13 protein-coding genes and 1 pseudogene are annotated in these 13888 nt (G+C 70.4%); 6 read left to right on the top strand and 8 right to left on the bottom strand.

Annotation, left to right across the window (positions count from 1 at the left end):
* Positions 1–25: 25 nt before the first annotated feature.
* On the bottom strand, positions 26–370 hold the full coding sequence (locus BIV25_RS20755) for a YbaB/EbfC family nucleoid-associated protein (protein WP_071373864.1): 345 nt from the start codon (positions 368–370) through the stop codon (positions 26–28).
* Between the two features lie 266 nt (positions 371–636).
* Here BIV25_RS20755 and BIV25_RS20750 point away from each other — a divergent pair, with 266 nt between their 5' ends.
* Positions 637–1386 (top strand): SLATT domain-containing protein, encoded by a 750-nt coding sequence (locus tag BIV25_RS20750; RefSeq protein WP_071373863.1) that lies wholly within the window; start codon positions 637–639, stop codon positions 1384–1386.
* A 27-nt stretch (positions 1387–1413) separates the two neighbouring features.
* Here the strand turns inward: BIV25_RS20750 and BIV25_RS47240 are convergent.
* Positions 1414–2329, bottom strand: a pseudogene (locus tag BIV25_RS47240) (substrate-binding domain-containing protein); the annotation flags it as partial.
* A 51-nt stretch (positions 2330–2380) separates the two neighbouring features.
* Complete coding sequence (locus BIV25_RS20740; protein WP_071373861.1) at positions 2381–4297, bottom strand: serine/threonine-protein kinase; 1917 nt, start codon at positions 4295–4297, stop codon at positions 2381–2383.
* A 224-nt stretch (positions 4298–4521) separates the two neighbouring features.
* Here BIV25_RS20740 and BIV25_RS20735 point away from each other — a divergent pair, with 224 nt between their 5' ends.
* From BIV25_RS20735 to BIV25_RS20725, 3 genes are all read left to right on the top strand, one after another.
* Complete coding sequence (locus BIV25_RS20735; RefSeq protein ID WP_071373860.1) at positions 4522–5877, top strand: aspartate aminotransferase family protein; 1356 nt, start codon at positions 4522–4524, stop codon at positions 5875–5877.
* Between the two features lie 107 nt (positions 5878–5984).
* On the top strand, positions 5985–6680 hold the full coding sequence (locus BIV25_RS20730; RefSeq protein WP_071373859.1) for a GntR family transcriptional regulator: 696 nt from the start codon (positions 5985–5987) through the stop codon (positions 6678–6680).
* A 61-nt stretch (positions 6681–6741) separates the two neighbouring features.
* A complete protein-coding gene (locus BIV25_RS20725) occupies positions 6742–7392 on the top strand; it encodes a hypothetical protein (RefSeq protein WP_071373858.1) in 651 nt (216 codons plus the stop codon).
* A 103-nt stretch (positions 7393–7495) separates the two neighbouring features.
* Here BIV25_RS20725 and BIV25_RS20720 read toward each other — a convergent pair whose 3' ends face one another.
* The 3 genes from BIV25_RS20720 to BIV25_RS20710 form a co-directional block, all read right to left on the bottom strand.
* Complete coding sequence (locus BIV25_RS20720; protein WP_071373857.1) at positions 7496–9313, bottom strand: bifunctional UDP-sugar hydrolase/5'-nucleotidase; 1818 nt, start codon at positions 9311–9313, stop codon at positions 7496–7498.
* Between the two features lie 212 nt (positions 9314–9525).
* A complete protein-coding gene (locus tag BIV25_RS20715; protein WP_071373856.1) occupies positions 9526–10377 on the bottom strand; it encodes a helix-turn-helix transcriptional regulator in 852 nt (283 codons plus the stop codon).
* Between the two features lie 12 nt (positions 10378–10389).
* Entirely contained in the window at positions 10390–11142 is a 753-nt protein-coding gene (locus BIV25_RS20710; RefSeq protein ID WP_071373855.1) for a DUF6879 family protein, read from the bottom strand.
* Positions 11143–11712: 570 nt separating this feature from the next.
* On the opposite strand from BIV25_RS20710, the gene BIV25_RS20705 reads away from it, so the two are divergent.
* Positions 11713–12213: a hypothetical protein gene (locus tag BIV25_RS20705; RefSeq protein ID WP_071373854.1), complete on the top strand. Its 501-nt coding sequence runs from the start codon at positions 11713–11715 to the stop codon at positions 12211–12213.
* A gap of 72 nt (positions 12214–12285) precedes the next feature.
* Entirely contained in the window at positions 12286–12942 is a 657-nt protein-coding gene (locus BIV25_RS20700) for a bifunctional 2-polyprenyl-6-hydroxyphenol methylase/3-demethylubiquinol 3-O-methyltransferase UbiG (protein ID WP_071373853.1), read from the top strand.
* A gap of 207 nt (positions 12943–13149) precedes the next feature.
* Here BIV25_RS20700 and BIV25_RS20695 read toward each other — a convergent pair whose 3' ends face one another.
* Positions 13150–13422: a hypothetical protein gene (locus BIV25_RS20695; protein WP_143076668.1), complete on the bottom strand. Its 273-nt coding sequence runs from the start codon at positions 13420–13422 to the stop codon at positions 13150–13152.
* Positions 13419–13835 carry a hypothetical protein gene (locus BIV25_RS52945; protein WP_071373851.1) on the bottom strand — a complete coding sequence of 139 codons (417 nt, stop codon included), beginning with the start codon at positions 13833–13835 and terminating at the stop codon, positions 13419–13421. The genes BIV25_RS20695 and BIV25_RS52945 overlap by 4 nt, the downstream gene beginning before the upstream one ends.
* Between the last annotated feature and the right edge of the window lie 53 nt (positions 13836–13888).

Genomic DNA, 13888 nt, shown 5'->3' with positions numbered 1-13888 from the left:
GGTACGTACCGTAGTTGGCCCGGGCTCAGAACGGCAGACCGGGGATGCCCGTGCCGCCGCCGAGTCCCTGGGCCAGCGGGCCGAGCTTCTGCTGCTGGAGCGACTGCGCGTTCTCGTTGGCCGCGTGCACGGCCGCCACGATCAGGTCGGCGAGGGTCTCCGTGTCCTCCGGGTCCACCGCCTTCGGGTCGATCTTCAGCGCGCGCAGCTCGCCCGCGCCGGTCACGGTGGCCCGCACCAGACCGCCGCCCGCCTGCCCGTCGACCTCCGTGTTCGCCAGTTCCTCCTGCGCCCGCTGCAGGTCCTGCTGCATCTTCTGGGCCTGCTGGAGCAACTGCTGCATGTTGGGCTGGCCACCACCGGGGATCACGATCAGCTCCTCTGCGCTCTTCTCGGATTTCTCCGCTGAGCATGAGCCTACGTGGTCCACACCGCCGCCGCCCCGCCACTCTTTCGAGTGAGAACCCCAGCAGCCCTATACCTGATCAAGGCCCTCTTCCGGGCGGAAAACCTGGGAAAGGCCCCTCTTCGCCACCCATTGGGCGGTAGGAAGGGTGCCGCGCGTCGGCAGAGATCGGCAGGAATTGTCACGCAGTGTAATCAACCGTGGTCAGTAGGGTCAGTAGGGAGTGCCGGGTGGGTCAGCCGGAGATGCAGCCCGAGCGTCCGCCTCAGGACGGGCGGGGCGAGGGCTCGGCCGGGCTGCGGCCGGGCGACCTGACCGGGCGGCCCTTTCCGCTCGGGGACTGGGGCGAGCCGGCCGAGCGGCTGGACGAGCTGTACCGGTGGGCGGAGCGCGGGGCCCTGCGGACGGCGGCCTGGTATCTGCGCGACCGGGTGTGGAAGCGGCGGGGCGCGCGCCTGCTGCGGGTCGGCGCGGCGGCGGGCGTGGCGGCCGGTGCGGCCCTGCCGCTGCTGGATCTGACCAGGGTGGCGCACGGGGTGGCCCCCTGGGGCTGCCTGGCGCTGCTCCTCGCGGTCGCGTGCGTCGGCGTCGACCGGTACTTCGGCGTGACCTCCGGCTGGATGCGGGACGTCGCCACGGCACAGGCGGTCGCGCGGCGGCTCCAGGCGTTCCAGTTCGACTGGGCCTCCGAGAGCATCCGGGAGGTGCTGGGCCCGGCGGAGGGCACGGCGGGCGAGGCGGCCGAGCGGTGCCTGGGCGTGCTGCGCCGGTTCTCGGAGGACGTCACCGAGCTGGTGCGCACGGAGACGACCGACTGGATGGTCGAGTTCCGCACCGGGTCCGCGCCGCTGGGCATCCAGACTGCGGCGTCGGTGCCGCCGAGGACGGAGCCGGGCGCCGCCGGCGGCCGCTTCCCCCTGCCCCCGGCGAACGGCTCCCGCCCGAACATGCCCAGGCAGCGCCCCCCGGAACCACGATGACCCGCTGACCGCCCACGGCACCCCCTGGGCGCAGAGTCTCATCCCCTCCGGTGTCCAGCACGGCACATGTCCATGGGTGCGGACGACGTCCTGTCCGGTCCCCCGGGTCAGATACGTCAGGAAGCTGGAGGCCAGGGAGTCGGCGGGCGGCTGGCCGTAGGTGTACGCGTACTCGATCTCCCGGTACGGGTACGCACTGCTCCCGTGCTCGATGGCGTCCGCCGACGAGGCGTTGCCGTCGAGGTCCAGCACGCGCACTCCCTTCGCGTCGTCGGCGAGGTTCAGCTCGCTGTAGCCGATCGCGCCGGGCAGCTGGGCGGCCTCGGCCAGCACCTGCTCGGTGGAGTCGAGCTCGCAGCGGGTCACCGGTGCCGTCGCATCGTCCTTGTGGACGCAGTCGACGGAGGAGTTCGCCATCTCGCCGCGCCCCAGGACACGGTCCTGGAAGACCTGCCGGGTACCGGAGTTGGCGTCCCGGCCGACCAGGCGCACGGGCAGCGAACGGCCGCCCAGCCGGCTCCAGTCGGTGATCTGCCCCTGGTACAGCCGCCGTACGTCCGCCGTCGACAGGTTCGTCAGGCCCACGTCCGCGTTCACCACGAGCGCGAAGACCGACAACGCGGTTCGGGACTGGTGTGGTCGTCGCGGTCGATGCCGAGCGAGCCGTCGTTCTCGATGCGGAGCAGCACGAGCGTCGCGTCGCTCATGTCCGGCGCCCCGTCGAAGTCGAGGAGCAGGAGACCGAGCCGTCGGTCGGCGCGGCCCGACCGGACGTCGTCCCCCATCGCGTTGTCCATCTGGACGCGGTAGCCGATGCTCCCCCACTGCCTTAAGGGCGTGGGAGGTGCCCCCAGCGGCGCGGCACCCGGCGCTCGTACATGACCATGCCCGCCGATGCGGCGATGCCCAGCAGCGCGGTGCCGACCGCGACGAGCGGACGCAGTCCCCGGAGTTCGCCGAACGTTCAACTGCCCCGGCGGAAACGGACGTTCCCTCACTGCTTGGTGTACGTCAGGCTCTCCCCGCCGCCCGCCTGCTGCCGCTTCAGCGCGTCGCCCGGCAGCAGCGTGATCTCGGTGGCGGCGCCCGGTGTGCAGGAGGAGGCGGGTTCGCCGGAGCTGACGGTGGACGGCCCGACCTCCAACGGACCGTTTCCGCTCGGCTGTTGGACGAGTTTGGCCTCGAAGACGCAGTGGTACGTCCCACCGCCGTCGGTCGGCCCGTCCGCGACCAGCGTCAGCACGGTGTCGCCCACCTGCCCCTGCCGGATGGTCAGCTCGCGGATGCTGACTCCGCCGGAGCTGTCGATGCTCGTCCGCCAGTCGCCCAGAAAGCCCGCCGGGACCGCCCCGTCCGAGGGCACGGAGGAGGAAGGGGAGGAGGAGGGTGCGGGGGTGCCGGAGCCGGACGAACCCGACGCCCCGCTGTCCGCGGCCGCCGACGTCACGCCCGGCGACGGGGTCCCGCCGCCCTTGGCCTGCCCGCCGCCGTTCATCAGCGCGTACACCGAGCCGCCCGCTCCCAGCGCCACGATCAGCGCGATCACGACGAGCAGCACGGTGGAGCGCCCGCTGCGCCGCTCCTCCTCCGGGGCGGACCCGGACCCGCCGCCGTACGCGTCGTAGGAGGGGTACGTCTGCTGCGGGTATCCGTAGCCGCCGGGGCCCTGGGGCTGGGGGTACGTGGGAGCCGGCTGGGAAGGCTGGGGGTACGGCGGCACCGGCTGCGGGTGCTGCTGCGCCTGCCCGTAGCCGAACTGCGCGGGCGCGGGCGGGGCCCCGGGCACCGGCGCCTGGCCCGCCACGACCGTGGGCAGCCGGTCGGCGCCCCCGCCGCCGGTCTCACCCCCGTCCCCCTCGTCGGAGGCGGCGGCGTGCTCGGGCGAGCCGCCGCGGCCCCCGCCGTCGGCGGCACCGTCCGCACCCGCCGGCGGCGAAGCCGGGGCGGCACCCGGGGGCAGAGCCGGGGCGGCGCCCTGGGTGGGCTCCTCCACCTCCAGCAACTGCACGGCGTGCCGGCCCAGTTGGGCGACCAGCACCCCGGGCAGCCAGGGGTCCCGGGACCGGCCCCCGGACACGGTGTCCTCCGCCCCGGTCCGCTCCAGGATCACGTCCAGCGACGGCCGGGCCGCCGGATCCTTGCGCAGGCATCCCCGCACCAGGTCGGCGATCCCTTCCGGCACCCCCGTGAGATCCGGCTCCTCCTGCGCGATCCGGAACATCAGCGCGTGCCCGCCGCTGCCCGCGGTCCCGAAGGGCAGGGCGCCGGTCGCCGCGTACGCCAGCACGGACCCCAGGCAGAAGACGTCGCACGCGGGGGTGATCGGGTCGCCCCGCACCTGCTCGGGCGCCATGAACCCGGGCGAGCCCACCAGCGCCCCGGTCCGGGTCAGGCCTTCCTCGCCGCCGCCCGGCGAGGCCGTCTCCAGCGCCCGGGCGATCCCGAAGTCGATGACGCGCGGCCCGTCGATGGTCACCAGCACGTTCGACGGTTTGAGGTCCCGGTGCACGATCCCCGCCGCGTGGATGTCCTTCAGCGCGTGCGCGAGCCCGGCCGCCAGGATCCGTACCGAGCGCTCGGGCAGCGCCCCGTGGTCGCGGCCGACGACCTGCTGCAGGCTGGGCCCGGCCACGTACCCGGTCGCCACCCAGGGCACGGCGGCCTCGGTGTCCGCGTCGAGCACGGGCGCGGTCCAGTACCCGCCGACCCGCCGCGCGGCCGCCACCTCCTGCCGGAAGCGGGCCCGGAACTCCTCCTCGCGGGCCAGCTCCTCGCGGACGAGTTTCACGGCGACGGTACGGCCCCGGTCCGACCGGGCCAGATACACGTGTCCCATCCCACCGGCACCCAGCCGCGCCAGCAGCCGGTACCCCCCGATGAGCTGCGGATCCCCGGGCCCCAGCTTCTCCATACCTCGCGCCGCCCTCCCCATACGCCCCTGATGGGCAACGGACCGAGAATAGTGCGGTCGCACAAGGAGTCGAGCAGGCCCGCCTCTACGGTTCCGTAACGGGCCGGGCGGCCTGTTCCGGAACCTCCGGGAGCCGCCGTTCGACAGTCTGTCGCGGAAACCCCCTGTCCACGGAACAAGACGCCGATAGGCCTTCCGCATCGCGGACATTTACGCTCGGCCGCATGACCCCTCAGCCCAACCCCGAAGCCGGCGCCGCAGTGAAGGCCGCGGACCGCGCGCACGTCTTCCACTCCTGGTCGGCCCAGGACCTCATCGACCCGCTCGCCGTCGCCGGCGCCGAAGGGTCGTACTTCTGGGACTACGACGGCAAGCGGTACCTGGACTTCACCAGCGGGCTCGTCTTCACGAACATCGGCTACCAGCACCCCGAGGTCGTCGCGGCGATCCAGGAGCAGGCGGCGAGGATGACCACCTTCGCGCCCGCGTTCGCCGTCGAGGCGCGCTCGGAGGCGGCCCGGCTGATCGCCGAGCGGACCCCGGGCGACCTGGACAAGATCTTCTTCACCAACGGCGGCGCCGACGCCGTCGAGCACGCGGTGCGCATGGCCCGCCTGCACACCGGCCGCCCGAAGGTGCTGTCGGCGTACCGCTCGTACCACGGCGGCACCCAGCAGGCGGTCAACATCACCGGTGACCCGCGGCGGTGGGCGAGCGACGGCGCCGCGGCCGGTGTCGTGCACTTCTGGGCGCCGTTCCTCTACCGCTCCCGCTTCTACGCCGAGAACGAGGAGCAGGAGACCGCGCGCGCCCTGGAGCACCTGGAGACGACGATCGCCTTCGAGGGCCCCGGGACCGTCGCCGCGATCATCCTGGAGACCGTCCCCGGCACGGCCGGGATCATGGTCCCGCCGCCCGGCTACCTCGCCGGTGTCCGCGAGATCTGCGACCGCCACGGCATCGTCTTCATTCTGGACGAGGTGATGGCGGGTTTCGGGCGCACCGGTGAGTGGTTCGCGGCCGACCTGTTCGGTGTCGTGCCCGACCTGATGACCTTCGCCAAGGGCGTGAACTCCGGTTACGTCCCGCTCGGCGGTGTCGCCATCTCCCAGAAGATCGCCGAGACCTTCGGCAAGCGCCCCTACCCCGGCGGCCTGACCTACTCCGGCCACCCGCTGGCCTGCGCCGCCGCCGTCGCCACGATCAACGTCATGGCGCGCGAGGGCGTCGTCGAGAACGCCAGGCGCCTCGGCGCCACGCTCCTCGGCCCCGCGCTCGCGGAGCTGGCCGAGCGCCACCCGAGCGTCGGCGAGGTCCGCGGCACCGGCATGTTCTGGGCGCTGGAGCTGGTGAAGAACCGCGAGACCCGTGAGCCGCTGGTGCCGTACAACGCGGCCGGCGAGGCGAACGCCCCCATGGCCGCCTTCGCGGCCGCCGCCAAGCAGCACGGCCTGTGGCCCTTCGTGAACATGAACCGCACCCATGTGGTCCCGCCGTGCAACGTCACCGAGGCCGAGCTGAAGGAGGGGCTGGCCGCCCTCGACGCCGCGCTGAGCGTGGCCGACGCGTACACGGTGTAACCGAACCGCGGCTGCCGCCGGGAAGGCTCGAACGCGTAAGGTGACGTGCTCGTACGTAAGCAGACGAGTACGAGTACGTCACCCACCGCGTGAGGAGAGTCCCGATCATGTCCGGCAACGCCGCTGTGACGCGCAGCACGCTGCGCCAGCAGATCGCGGACGCGCTCCGTGACGAGGTGCTCGCGGGACGGCTGCGACCGGGCCGGGCGTTCACGGTCAAGGAGATCGCCGACCAGTACGGCGTCTCCGCCACCCCCGTCCGCGAGGCGCTGGTCGACCTGTCCGCGCAGGGCATCCTGGAGGCCGACCAGCACCGCGGCTTCCGCGTGCCGGAGTACTCCGTCACCGACTACCGGAACATGATCGAGGCCCGCAGCCTGGTCACCGACGGCATGTTCCAGGCCCTCACCACCGGCCACCCCGCCTTCCGCACCCCGCCGGACGACCCCCGTACGACGGCCGCGCTCACCACCGTCCGCCGCCGCGGCGAGGAGGCCGCGCGGGCCGCGACAGCAGGCGACCTCACCATCCTCATCGGCTACGACCTGCGTTTCTGGCGCGAGCTGAGCGCCCTGTTCGGCAACCCGTACCTGGGCGACTTCCTGCACCGGCTGCGCGTGCAGTCCTGGGTCTGCGCGGTGCAGCACCTGCTGCGCCTGCCCGACCTGCGCGGGCGCCTGTGGGCCGGGCACACCGAGCTTGTCGACGCGCTGGCCCGCCGCGAGGCCGACACCGCCCGCCGGATCGTCGCCGCCTCCAACGCCCACTCCCTCGCCCTGCTGGAGCACCTGACCAACGGGTGATCGAGCAGTACCCTTCCCTGACCACCTTCTGTGTGCGAGTGATGCGTGCGAGGAGCCCTCTTTGGCCTGTGACCTGTGGCTGGTGCCGCTCGTGGATGTGTTGTGCCACACCCCGGACAATCCGTTCGCCGACGAACTCGCGCAGTACAACAAGGCACTGGCGGAGGCCGGCCTGCCGCCGGTGCCGGTGTACCAGTACATGCCGGGCCTGAACGGCGAGGTCGCCCCGGTGGCCGGGTTCGACTACGACGCCCTGCACTTCCTGCGCCGCGCCTACCTCCTCCAGGCGTGCGGCCTGCCGGTGACCCCGGTCGGCGAACTGGGCAGCGACTACGAGCAGTTGCTGGAGATGTTCGAGTCCACGGCCCAGCAGTCCCACCTGGTATGGCACTACGACCACGCGGGTGCGTACGTCCCCGTCGAATTCCCGCACCCGCTGTCCAACGAGGAACTCCTCGCGGGCGGCGGTCCGTTGGGCAGCTCGCAGAGCCTGCTGCGGGAGCTGGAGTACGTGGCCCCGTCGCTCGGCATCGACCCGGCCAACCCCCCGGCCGCCCCGGCGCCCCCCACGGCCCCCACGGAGCTGGAGGAACCGGCGGTCCCGGCGCCCTACGACCCGAGCCCCTTCGCCCGCGAACGGCACGTCTGGCTGGGCCTGCACGCGGCGGCGACCCGCTCCCTCGCCCAGGGCTCGATGATCGTCTTCAGCTGACCTGCGGCCTCGCCGGGAAACGGCGAGGCGGGCCACCGCCCGCAGGAGCAGTGACCCGCCCGCGCACCGCAGGGTGGGCTCGGTGGTCCGGACGACCGGCGGTCTAGAAGACCGGCGTCCCCGCCTGCGTCAGCTTCCAGTTGACCTTCGCGAAGTCAGCCGGGTCCAGCGCCTTCTTCGCCGTCACGTAGTCGATCATCAGCTGCCGGATCTCGTTGGTCGAGCTGTAGGCGATCGGCGCCGAGGCGATGTGCGGGTAGCCGGAACCGCCGTTCGCCCGGTAGTTGTTGACGGCCACGACGAAGACCTGGTCGGCGGCGACCGGGGCACCGTCGTAGGAGAGGTTCTTGATCCGGGACCCCTCGGGCTGCGCGATGTCGATCTCGTAGTCGACGCCGGCGGCCACGTCGTACATGTAGTCCCAGAAGCTGTTGGCGTTGGTCAGCGTCGCGGTGTCGACCTTCGTGCCGGCCGGGACCTGGTGGTAGTACTTCGCCGCGTACTCCAGGTAGTCCTTGAGCTGGGCGCCGGTCAGCTTCTTGCCGTACAGGGTGTTGTCGTAGATGTAGAGCCCGGCGATGTCCTTGATGGTGACGTTGCCCTTGGGGATGTCGGCGGTGCGGCTGAAGGGCGCGGCGACGGAGATCAGCGGGAGGGCGGCGTCGGCCGTCGAGAGGCCCGCCTTGACCGTGTCGGCCTGGACCTTCTGGATGAAGTCCATGATCGGCACGTCCTTCCAGCAGGACTCGGCCGCCGAGAGGTCCTCGGTGCAGGTGCCGACCGCCGTGTTGACGTACTTCACGACCAGCTCGTGGTCGGCCTGGAGGAGCTTCTTGATCTCCGGGTCCTCGTCCACCGTGTTGGGGTTGAGGGTCTGGGCCTTCTTGCCGACGACCTTCCAGCGGCCGTGCTCCAGCTCGACCTCGAAGTCGAAGACGCTGAGCCGGTAGCCCCAGCAGTACGGCTCGGAGAGGAGGACCTCCTCGCCGGTCTCCGCGTTCTTGACGGTGTACGACGGCACCTCGACGTGGGTGTGGCCGACCAGGATCGCGTCGATGCCGGGGACCTGCTCGGCGACGATGTTGGAGGCGTTCTCGACGTACGGCAGCGCGTCGCCGTACGAGGACGAGCCGTCCAGGCCCGAGTGGTCGGTCAGGAAGACCACGTCGCAGCCGAGCGCCCGCAGCCGGGGCACGTACTTCTTCGCCTGCTCCACCAGCCCGGGGAAGACCATCTTCCCGCTGACGTTGTCCTTGTCCCACAGGGCGATCCCGGGGTTGGTGAGCCCGAGGATGCCGACCTTGATGTCGGGGGCGCCGGGGACGCAGATCCGCTTCACGGTGTACGGGTGGAAGGCGGGCTTCAGCGTCTTCGCGTCCAGCGCGTTCGCGCCGAGCAGCGGGAAGCGGCACTGGCTCTCGAACTTGCGCAGCACCTCGATGCCGTAGTTGAACTCGTGGTTGCCGAGGGCGGCGGCGTCGTAGCGCATGTGGTTCATGGCCACGGCCATCGGGTGCCGGGGGCCCTTCTTGCCGTCGGTCCCGGTGATCGGGTCGACGCGCGCGAAATAGTAGGCGAGCGAGGTGCCCTGGATGATGTCACCGGCGTCGACGAGGAGGGTGCGGTGCTCGCCCTTGGCCTCGCGCTGCTGCTTGATAAGCGTGGCGACCCGCGCGACACCCACGGAGTTGCCCGCCTTGTCGCTGTAGGCCGCGTCCTTGTAGTAGTCCCAGTCGAAGACGTGGCTGTGCAGGTCGGTGGTGCCGAGGATCGAGAACGACCAGGTGCGCGGCGTGTGTTCGCGCTTCTGCTCGGCCGCCTGCGCGGGTGCGGCGGCGACGGTACCGGCCGCGGCGACGGCCGCTCCGGTGACGGCCGACTTCTTCACGAACTCCCGGCGGTTCATGGGGCTGACGGGCATTCAGGGCTCCTGGAGCGAGGAAGAGAGGAAGGAACGGGCGGAACGCGGCGGCAACTACCCGCGTAGATGCTTGCCTTGGACTCTTCCCCTGAGAACCACGAACAACCCAAGGGCCGGTCAAGGAACTTCATGTCCATGACGAGCCGGTGAAGGATACCTGAACAACAGCCTGATGAGACTGCCGTGTCCACAGGTGTGGCGCAGGGCGCGCTTCAGCGTGAGCGCAACGTCCGTCGTGCTGTACCGATGAGGTTCTGCGCGTCGACGCCATACACAGCGGACTCCCGGAGCGTGTTCCAGACCCGCAGGTAGGTAGCCAGGCTCTCGGCGTCGTCCAGCCACAGCTCTGCATGCCAGTCCTCGGCAATCACGAGCCTGTCGTCCAGGATCCAGAAACCGTTGGCTGTCGGGATCTTGAGCGAGGCACCGAGCGGAATGATCCCCAGCTCCACGGTGTCCATGCCGATGACGCCCGTGAGCCGATCAAGTTGGCCGGCAAGGACAGACGGAGGACAGATCAGAGCGTGTAGGGCCGCCTCCCACACCAGGGCGTGGAACTTCCGGCGTGCCTCGTACAACCACTCCTGGCGCCGCATGCGGGCGCGGACGGCAGCATCCGTGTCGTGGACCGAGCCCTGAAGGTCCGCATACCGCAGGAAGATGTGCCGTGCGTAGTCGGCCGTCTGCAGCATGCCGGGGACGACAGACTCCTCCCAGGCATAGATGGCCTGGGACCGCCCGACCTCAAGGTTCCAACTGTCCTGCACGGGCCGGTGCCCGGCGGCCAGTTGCCGGCGCCAGGAGCGGATGCGGGACTCGAAGCCCTTGAGCCGGGCGTCCAGTTCACCGAAGACATCCGGCTGGCCGACACCTCCGGCCCAGGCCCGCAGGTCCTCGCTGGTGGCGGTCTGCCGACCGTTCTCCAGCTTGTAGATCTTGGAGTGTGGCCAGTCGAGTCGCTGAGCTAGTTGCGTGCCGGTGAGCCGTCCTCCCGGGGCCGCCAGCCGGAGTTCCCTCAAGCGCAGCCCGAGGGCCTCCCTGGCCTGCTGGAAGTCTGTGCTCACTGGTTCCGCTCGCTAGTGGTCGGCGCCGAGGAGCGCCGCGAACTCGTCGTACGGGACGGACCCGTGCACCGCTGCGTCGCGGACCTGGCAGTACCGCAAGACCTCGGCAGGCTCCGTGGTGATCTCGACGTCATGGAAGGCGTCCTCGTCATCGAAGCGCAGCACGGCCACCAGCCGACTGTCGAAGATCCAGAAGTCTTCCGCGGGCAGCCGGAGCCGCTCCGCGTCCTCGCGCCACAGGTTCCGCACGTCCTCACCCGTGGCCGCGTTGCACTTCGCATAGTCGAGCAGGAACAACTGTCCCTCGGTCGGTGGGTTGTCGACGACGCGCACCCGTCCCACGTACTTGCCGCAGGCCGTCTGCCGACGGATGTTCGCGCACCACTCGCTGTCGAGGTCGCACGGGGCCGTGCCGGTGGCAAGGAACTCCGCGTACCCAGGATCCTCCCGGTCTGACGCGTAGCCCCGCCGTGTCTCCAGGTGCCAAGCCGAGTGCTCGAAAGTCTCAAAGAGCCGCCCGAACTCCTCCAGGTCGATCAGCTTGGACACGCGGGTGACCTCCTTGGGCCCGTGATTGACGAGGAGTTCACGCGGCACGATCACTGCGGCATCCCCGGGGCCGAAGTGCCGGAGCTGGACGATGTCCTCGGAGTCGGTGAGCGGTGTTCCTTGAATGATGATCTCACTGGAGTCGAGATCCTCGTGAACGGCGGGGCAGCCACCGTTCTTGCTGTCGGTGCCGTTGAAGCGCAGTCGTCGTGCCACGGTCGTCTCCCATGGAGTGGGGCCCTGTCGCCATCAGCATCACCGGCGCTGACGCGCCCACACCACAGCGTGCACCCCCTCGCGTGAGACCACACGAGAACATTCAGCCAGGCCAAGAGAACATTCGAGAACATCGCATCGCGGCTAGTAACTCCCCGTCCTTACCGTCCTGTCCATGGTCACAGCATGCGACGATGTTGATCCCTTCACAGCCGTGGAGTTCCTACGGCCGGCTCTCTCAGGCACGCAACGTGCCGCCTCATGCTCCCCGGAGTGCGCTCTCGCGCTCCGCCCCGGTTACGAGGTCCTGCACGCACAGTGCCGTCAGACGGAGGACGTTCCTCTGCCCTACGCCACCGGACTCCTGCTCGTGCACCACTGCACCTGCCCGTGCCACGCCTACAACCGCCAGGGCACCACCCGGGTCGCCCGTTCCAGCCAGATCACCCAGCAGCTCTCGCTGGGGCGGGATCCGCAAGGAGCTCGCACCGCACGTCCAGACCTGGACAGGCTGGCAGACGGGGCGGGCTTGAACCGGTACGGCACGACCTGTCTCCGAAGGAGTAGTCCATGACCGTCACGCTCGACCGACCTACGAGCACCCGCACACGGGACCCGAAGAATCTCCTCAACGCCGTCCAGCCCCACATCACGCACCTGACGCTCAATGTCCTGGACAACGGCATGACCCTCTGGGACCGTGAGATCGCCCTGCTGCTGCGCGACCACACGATGGTCCGCGACATGGCCGAACGCATCCTCGGCAACGCCGTCATGTACACCATCGGCTGCATGGAACACCCCGAGGTCCACCTGGGTGTCGGCAAGCTCGTCGACATCGGCGTTCACCAGCTCATCCTCGACACGCCGGTGTGGTGGGCCCTCTGCCACGCGTACAACGAGGGCCGCTACAAGCACCACGCCCCGTTCATCGAACGCCGCCGCGACGGCCTGTGCCTGCGCACGGCCGACTTCCTGAAGTCCATAGGCTTCGGCGTCGACGAGGAGCTGTGGGCGATCGACGGCACGGACTGCTCGCCGTGCGACAACAAGGTCCCCGACAGCCACTGAACGGTCCTACCCTGGCCCCTGTCCTCGGTCCCCCCGGAGGACAGGGGCCAGCCCTTTCGAAGAGGAATCGCCTTGCCCGCACAACACGACATCGCCATCGAGACGGAGCTGTGGGACACCTATGCCGCCTCCGCCTTCAAAGGCGACGCGGAGCCGAGCTTCTGCTGGACCCAGTACGCCGGACACGGACCCGGCCCAGAACTGCTCGGCGACCCGCGCTCCGTCCTGGAGATCGGCTGCGGCACCGGCCGCGCCCTCGCCCACCTCGCTCAGCGCGGCATCGCTGCCAGGGGCGTTGATCTGTCTCCCGTCATGGTCAAGAAGACCACCACGAAGTGGGCCAGCGCTGGCGCGGAGTTCGTGTGCTCCGAGGTCCTGGAGTACCTGAGCGATCACCAGGACGCGTACGACGCCGTCTACTCGATCTTCGGAGCCGCCTGGTTCACCGACCCGAGCCGCCTCTTCCCTCTTGTCCGTCAGCGGCTCAACTCCGGCGGCGTCTTCGTCTTCTCGCAGCCCCCAGCCATCCCCGGCGCGTACGGGCCTCAGGGCATGTACAAAGGAGGCTTCGCCGGCAAAGCGATGTTCACCTACCGCTACAGCTACCGTCCGGCCGTGTGGGAGCGCCTACTCACGCGAGCCGGCTTCACCATGGCCCACGCTCAGGTTCTCAGCGCTCCTCATCCTGGGTACATCGGGACGCTCCTCGTCCGTGCGGTCGCCCCGTGACTGGCGGTGTTGTAGTCATGTGCAGGTCTCCCGGGGCGGTTCCTTGGTCGAGGGTACGGGCGCGCGCTGCCTGCCTCGCGCCCGCATCGTTGTGTCGCCTGCTGCTCGCTCGGGCTACCCACTTCCAGTCGGACACAGCCCGGTCGTGTGGGCGACCCGCCCCTGTTCGGCGTGCCGCCCGCACTCGGGAAGTCCGGCCATCCGGCCCTACGGCCAGTGGACTCCCTGGCTGCCCACCGCGGGCTTGCGGCAGTCGGGCCGCTTCGTCTCCGGCACGATCAGCGTGGCGGTCTCGTCGTCGAGCGCGTAGCAGAGCTGGGCGTGGAGGACCTCGGCCTCGGCAGGCGTGAGGCGCAGCGCGAGGTCGGTTTCGAACCCGCCGTCCCTGCTGAGCCAGAGGTCGATGGTCAGGGCTCCGTCCTCACCTCGCCGTACCGGCTTGCTGGGGACGCGGCTGATCCGCATCCGGGGCGCACTCATCCGGCCGCCGCTCCCAGAGGAGCGACCGGCGTGCCGATGCGGTGGCCGTGGATCACCCAGGGGCCGATGTCGATCCCGTCGAGCGCGAGGACGAGAGCGGCCCGGCGCTCCTGCTGCCGTTCTCGCCGTTCATGGGCGAGGAGGTAAGGGCGGATCAGAGGGCCGGGGCCGTCGAGCAGGGCCGGGGTTTCGGCGTGGGCTTGGGCTCGGGCCCTGGCTGGGAGGGTGGCGAGCAGGCCGGGTGGGGTGGTGCGGCGGATGAGCAGGCGCAGGCCGGAGAAGGTGCGGGGGAAGGCGGTTGTGGGTGCGGGGGCCTGGTGGTTCCGCCGTCGGCGCCGACCGGTGGCGGGAACCAGGAGGGCCAGAACCAGGGCAAGTGTTCGTTCCAGGGCAAGCCGGATAGGCTTGGGCATGCGGACGCTCCTTCGGAAAGCGTTGGCCATGCCCCGGGGTGGTAGGACACCGC

Origin of the sequence: Streptomyces sp. MUSC 14 (assembly GCF_001866675.1) — a bacterium.
Classification (GTDB): domain Bacteria; phylum Actinomycetota; class Actinomycetes; order Streptomycetales; family Streptomycetaceae; genus Streptomyces.
Note: the sequence above shows the minus strand (reverse complement) of the source record. Positions and strands in the feature narration are given on the sequence as shown.

Coding starts and splice junctions, on each gene's coding strand:
- BIV25_RS20705 (WP_071373854.1), top strand. CDS start 11,713: ATGACCGTCACGCTCGACCGACCTACGAGCACCCGCACACGGGACCCG.
- BIV25_RS20720 (WP_071373857.1), bottom strand. CDS start 9,313: ATGCCCGTCAGCCCCATGAACCGCCGGGAGTTCGTGAAGAAGTCGGCC.
- BIV25_RS20735 (WP_071373860.1), top strand. CDS start 4,522: ATGACCCCTCAGCCCAACCCCGAAGCCGGCGCCGCAGTGAAGGCCGCG.
- BIV25_RS20730 (WP_071373859.1), top strand. CDS start 5,985: ATGTCCGGCAACGCCGCTGTGACGCGCAGCACGCTGCGCCAGCAGATC.
- BIV25_RS20740 (WP_071373861.1), bottom strand. CDS start 4,297: ATGGAGAAGCTGGGGCCCGGGGATCCGCAGCTCATCGGGGGGTACCGG.
- BIV25_RS20695 (WP_143076668.1), bottom strand. CDS start 13,422: ATGAGTGCGCCCCGGATGCGGATCAGCCGCGTCCCCAGCAAGCCGGTA.
- BIV25_RS52945 (WP_071373851.1), bottom strand. CDS start 13,835: ATGCCCAAGCCTATCCGGCTTGCCCTGGAACGAACACTTGCCCTGGTT.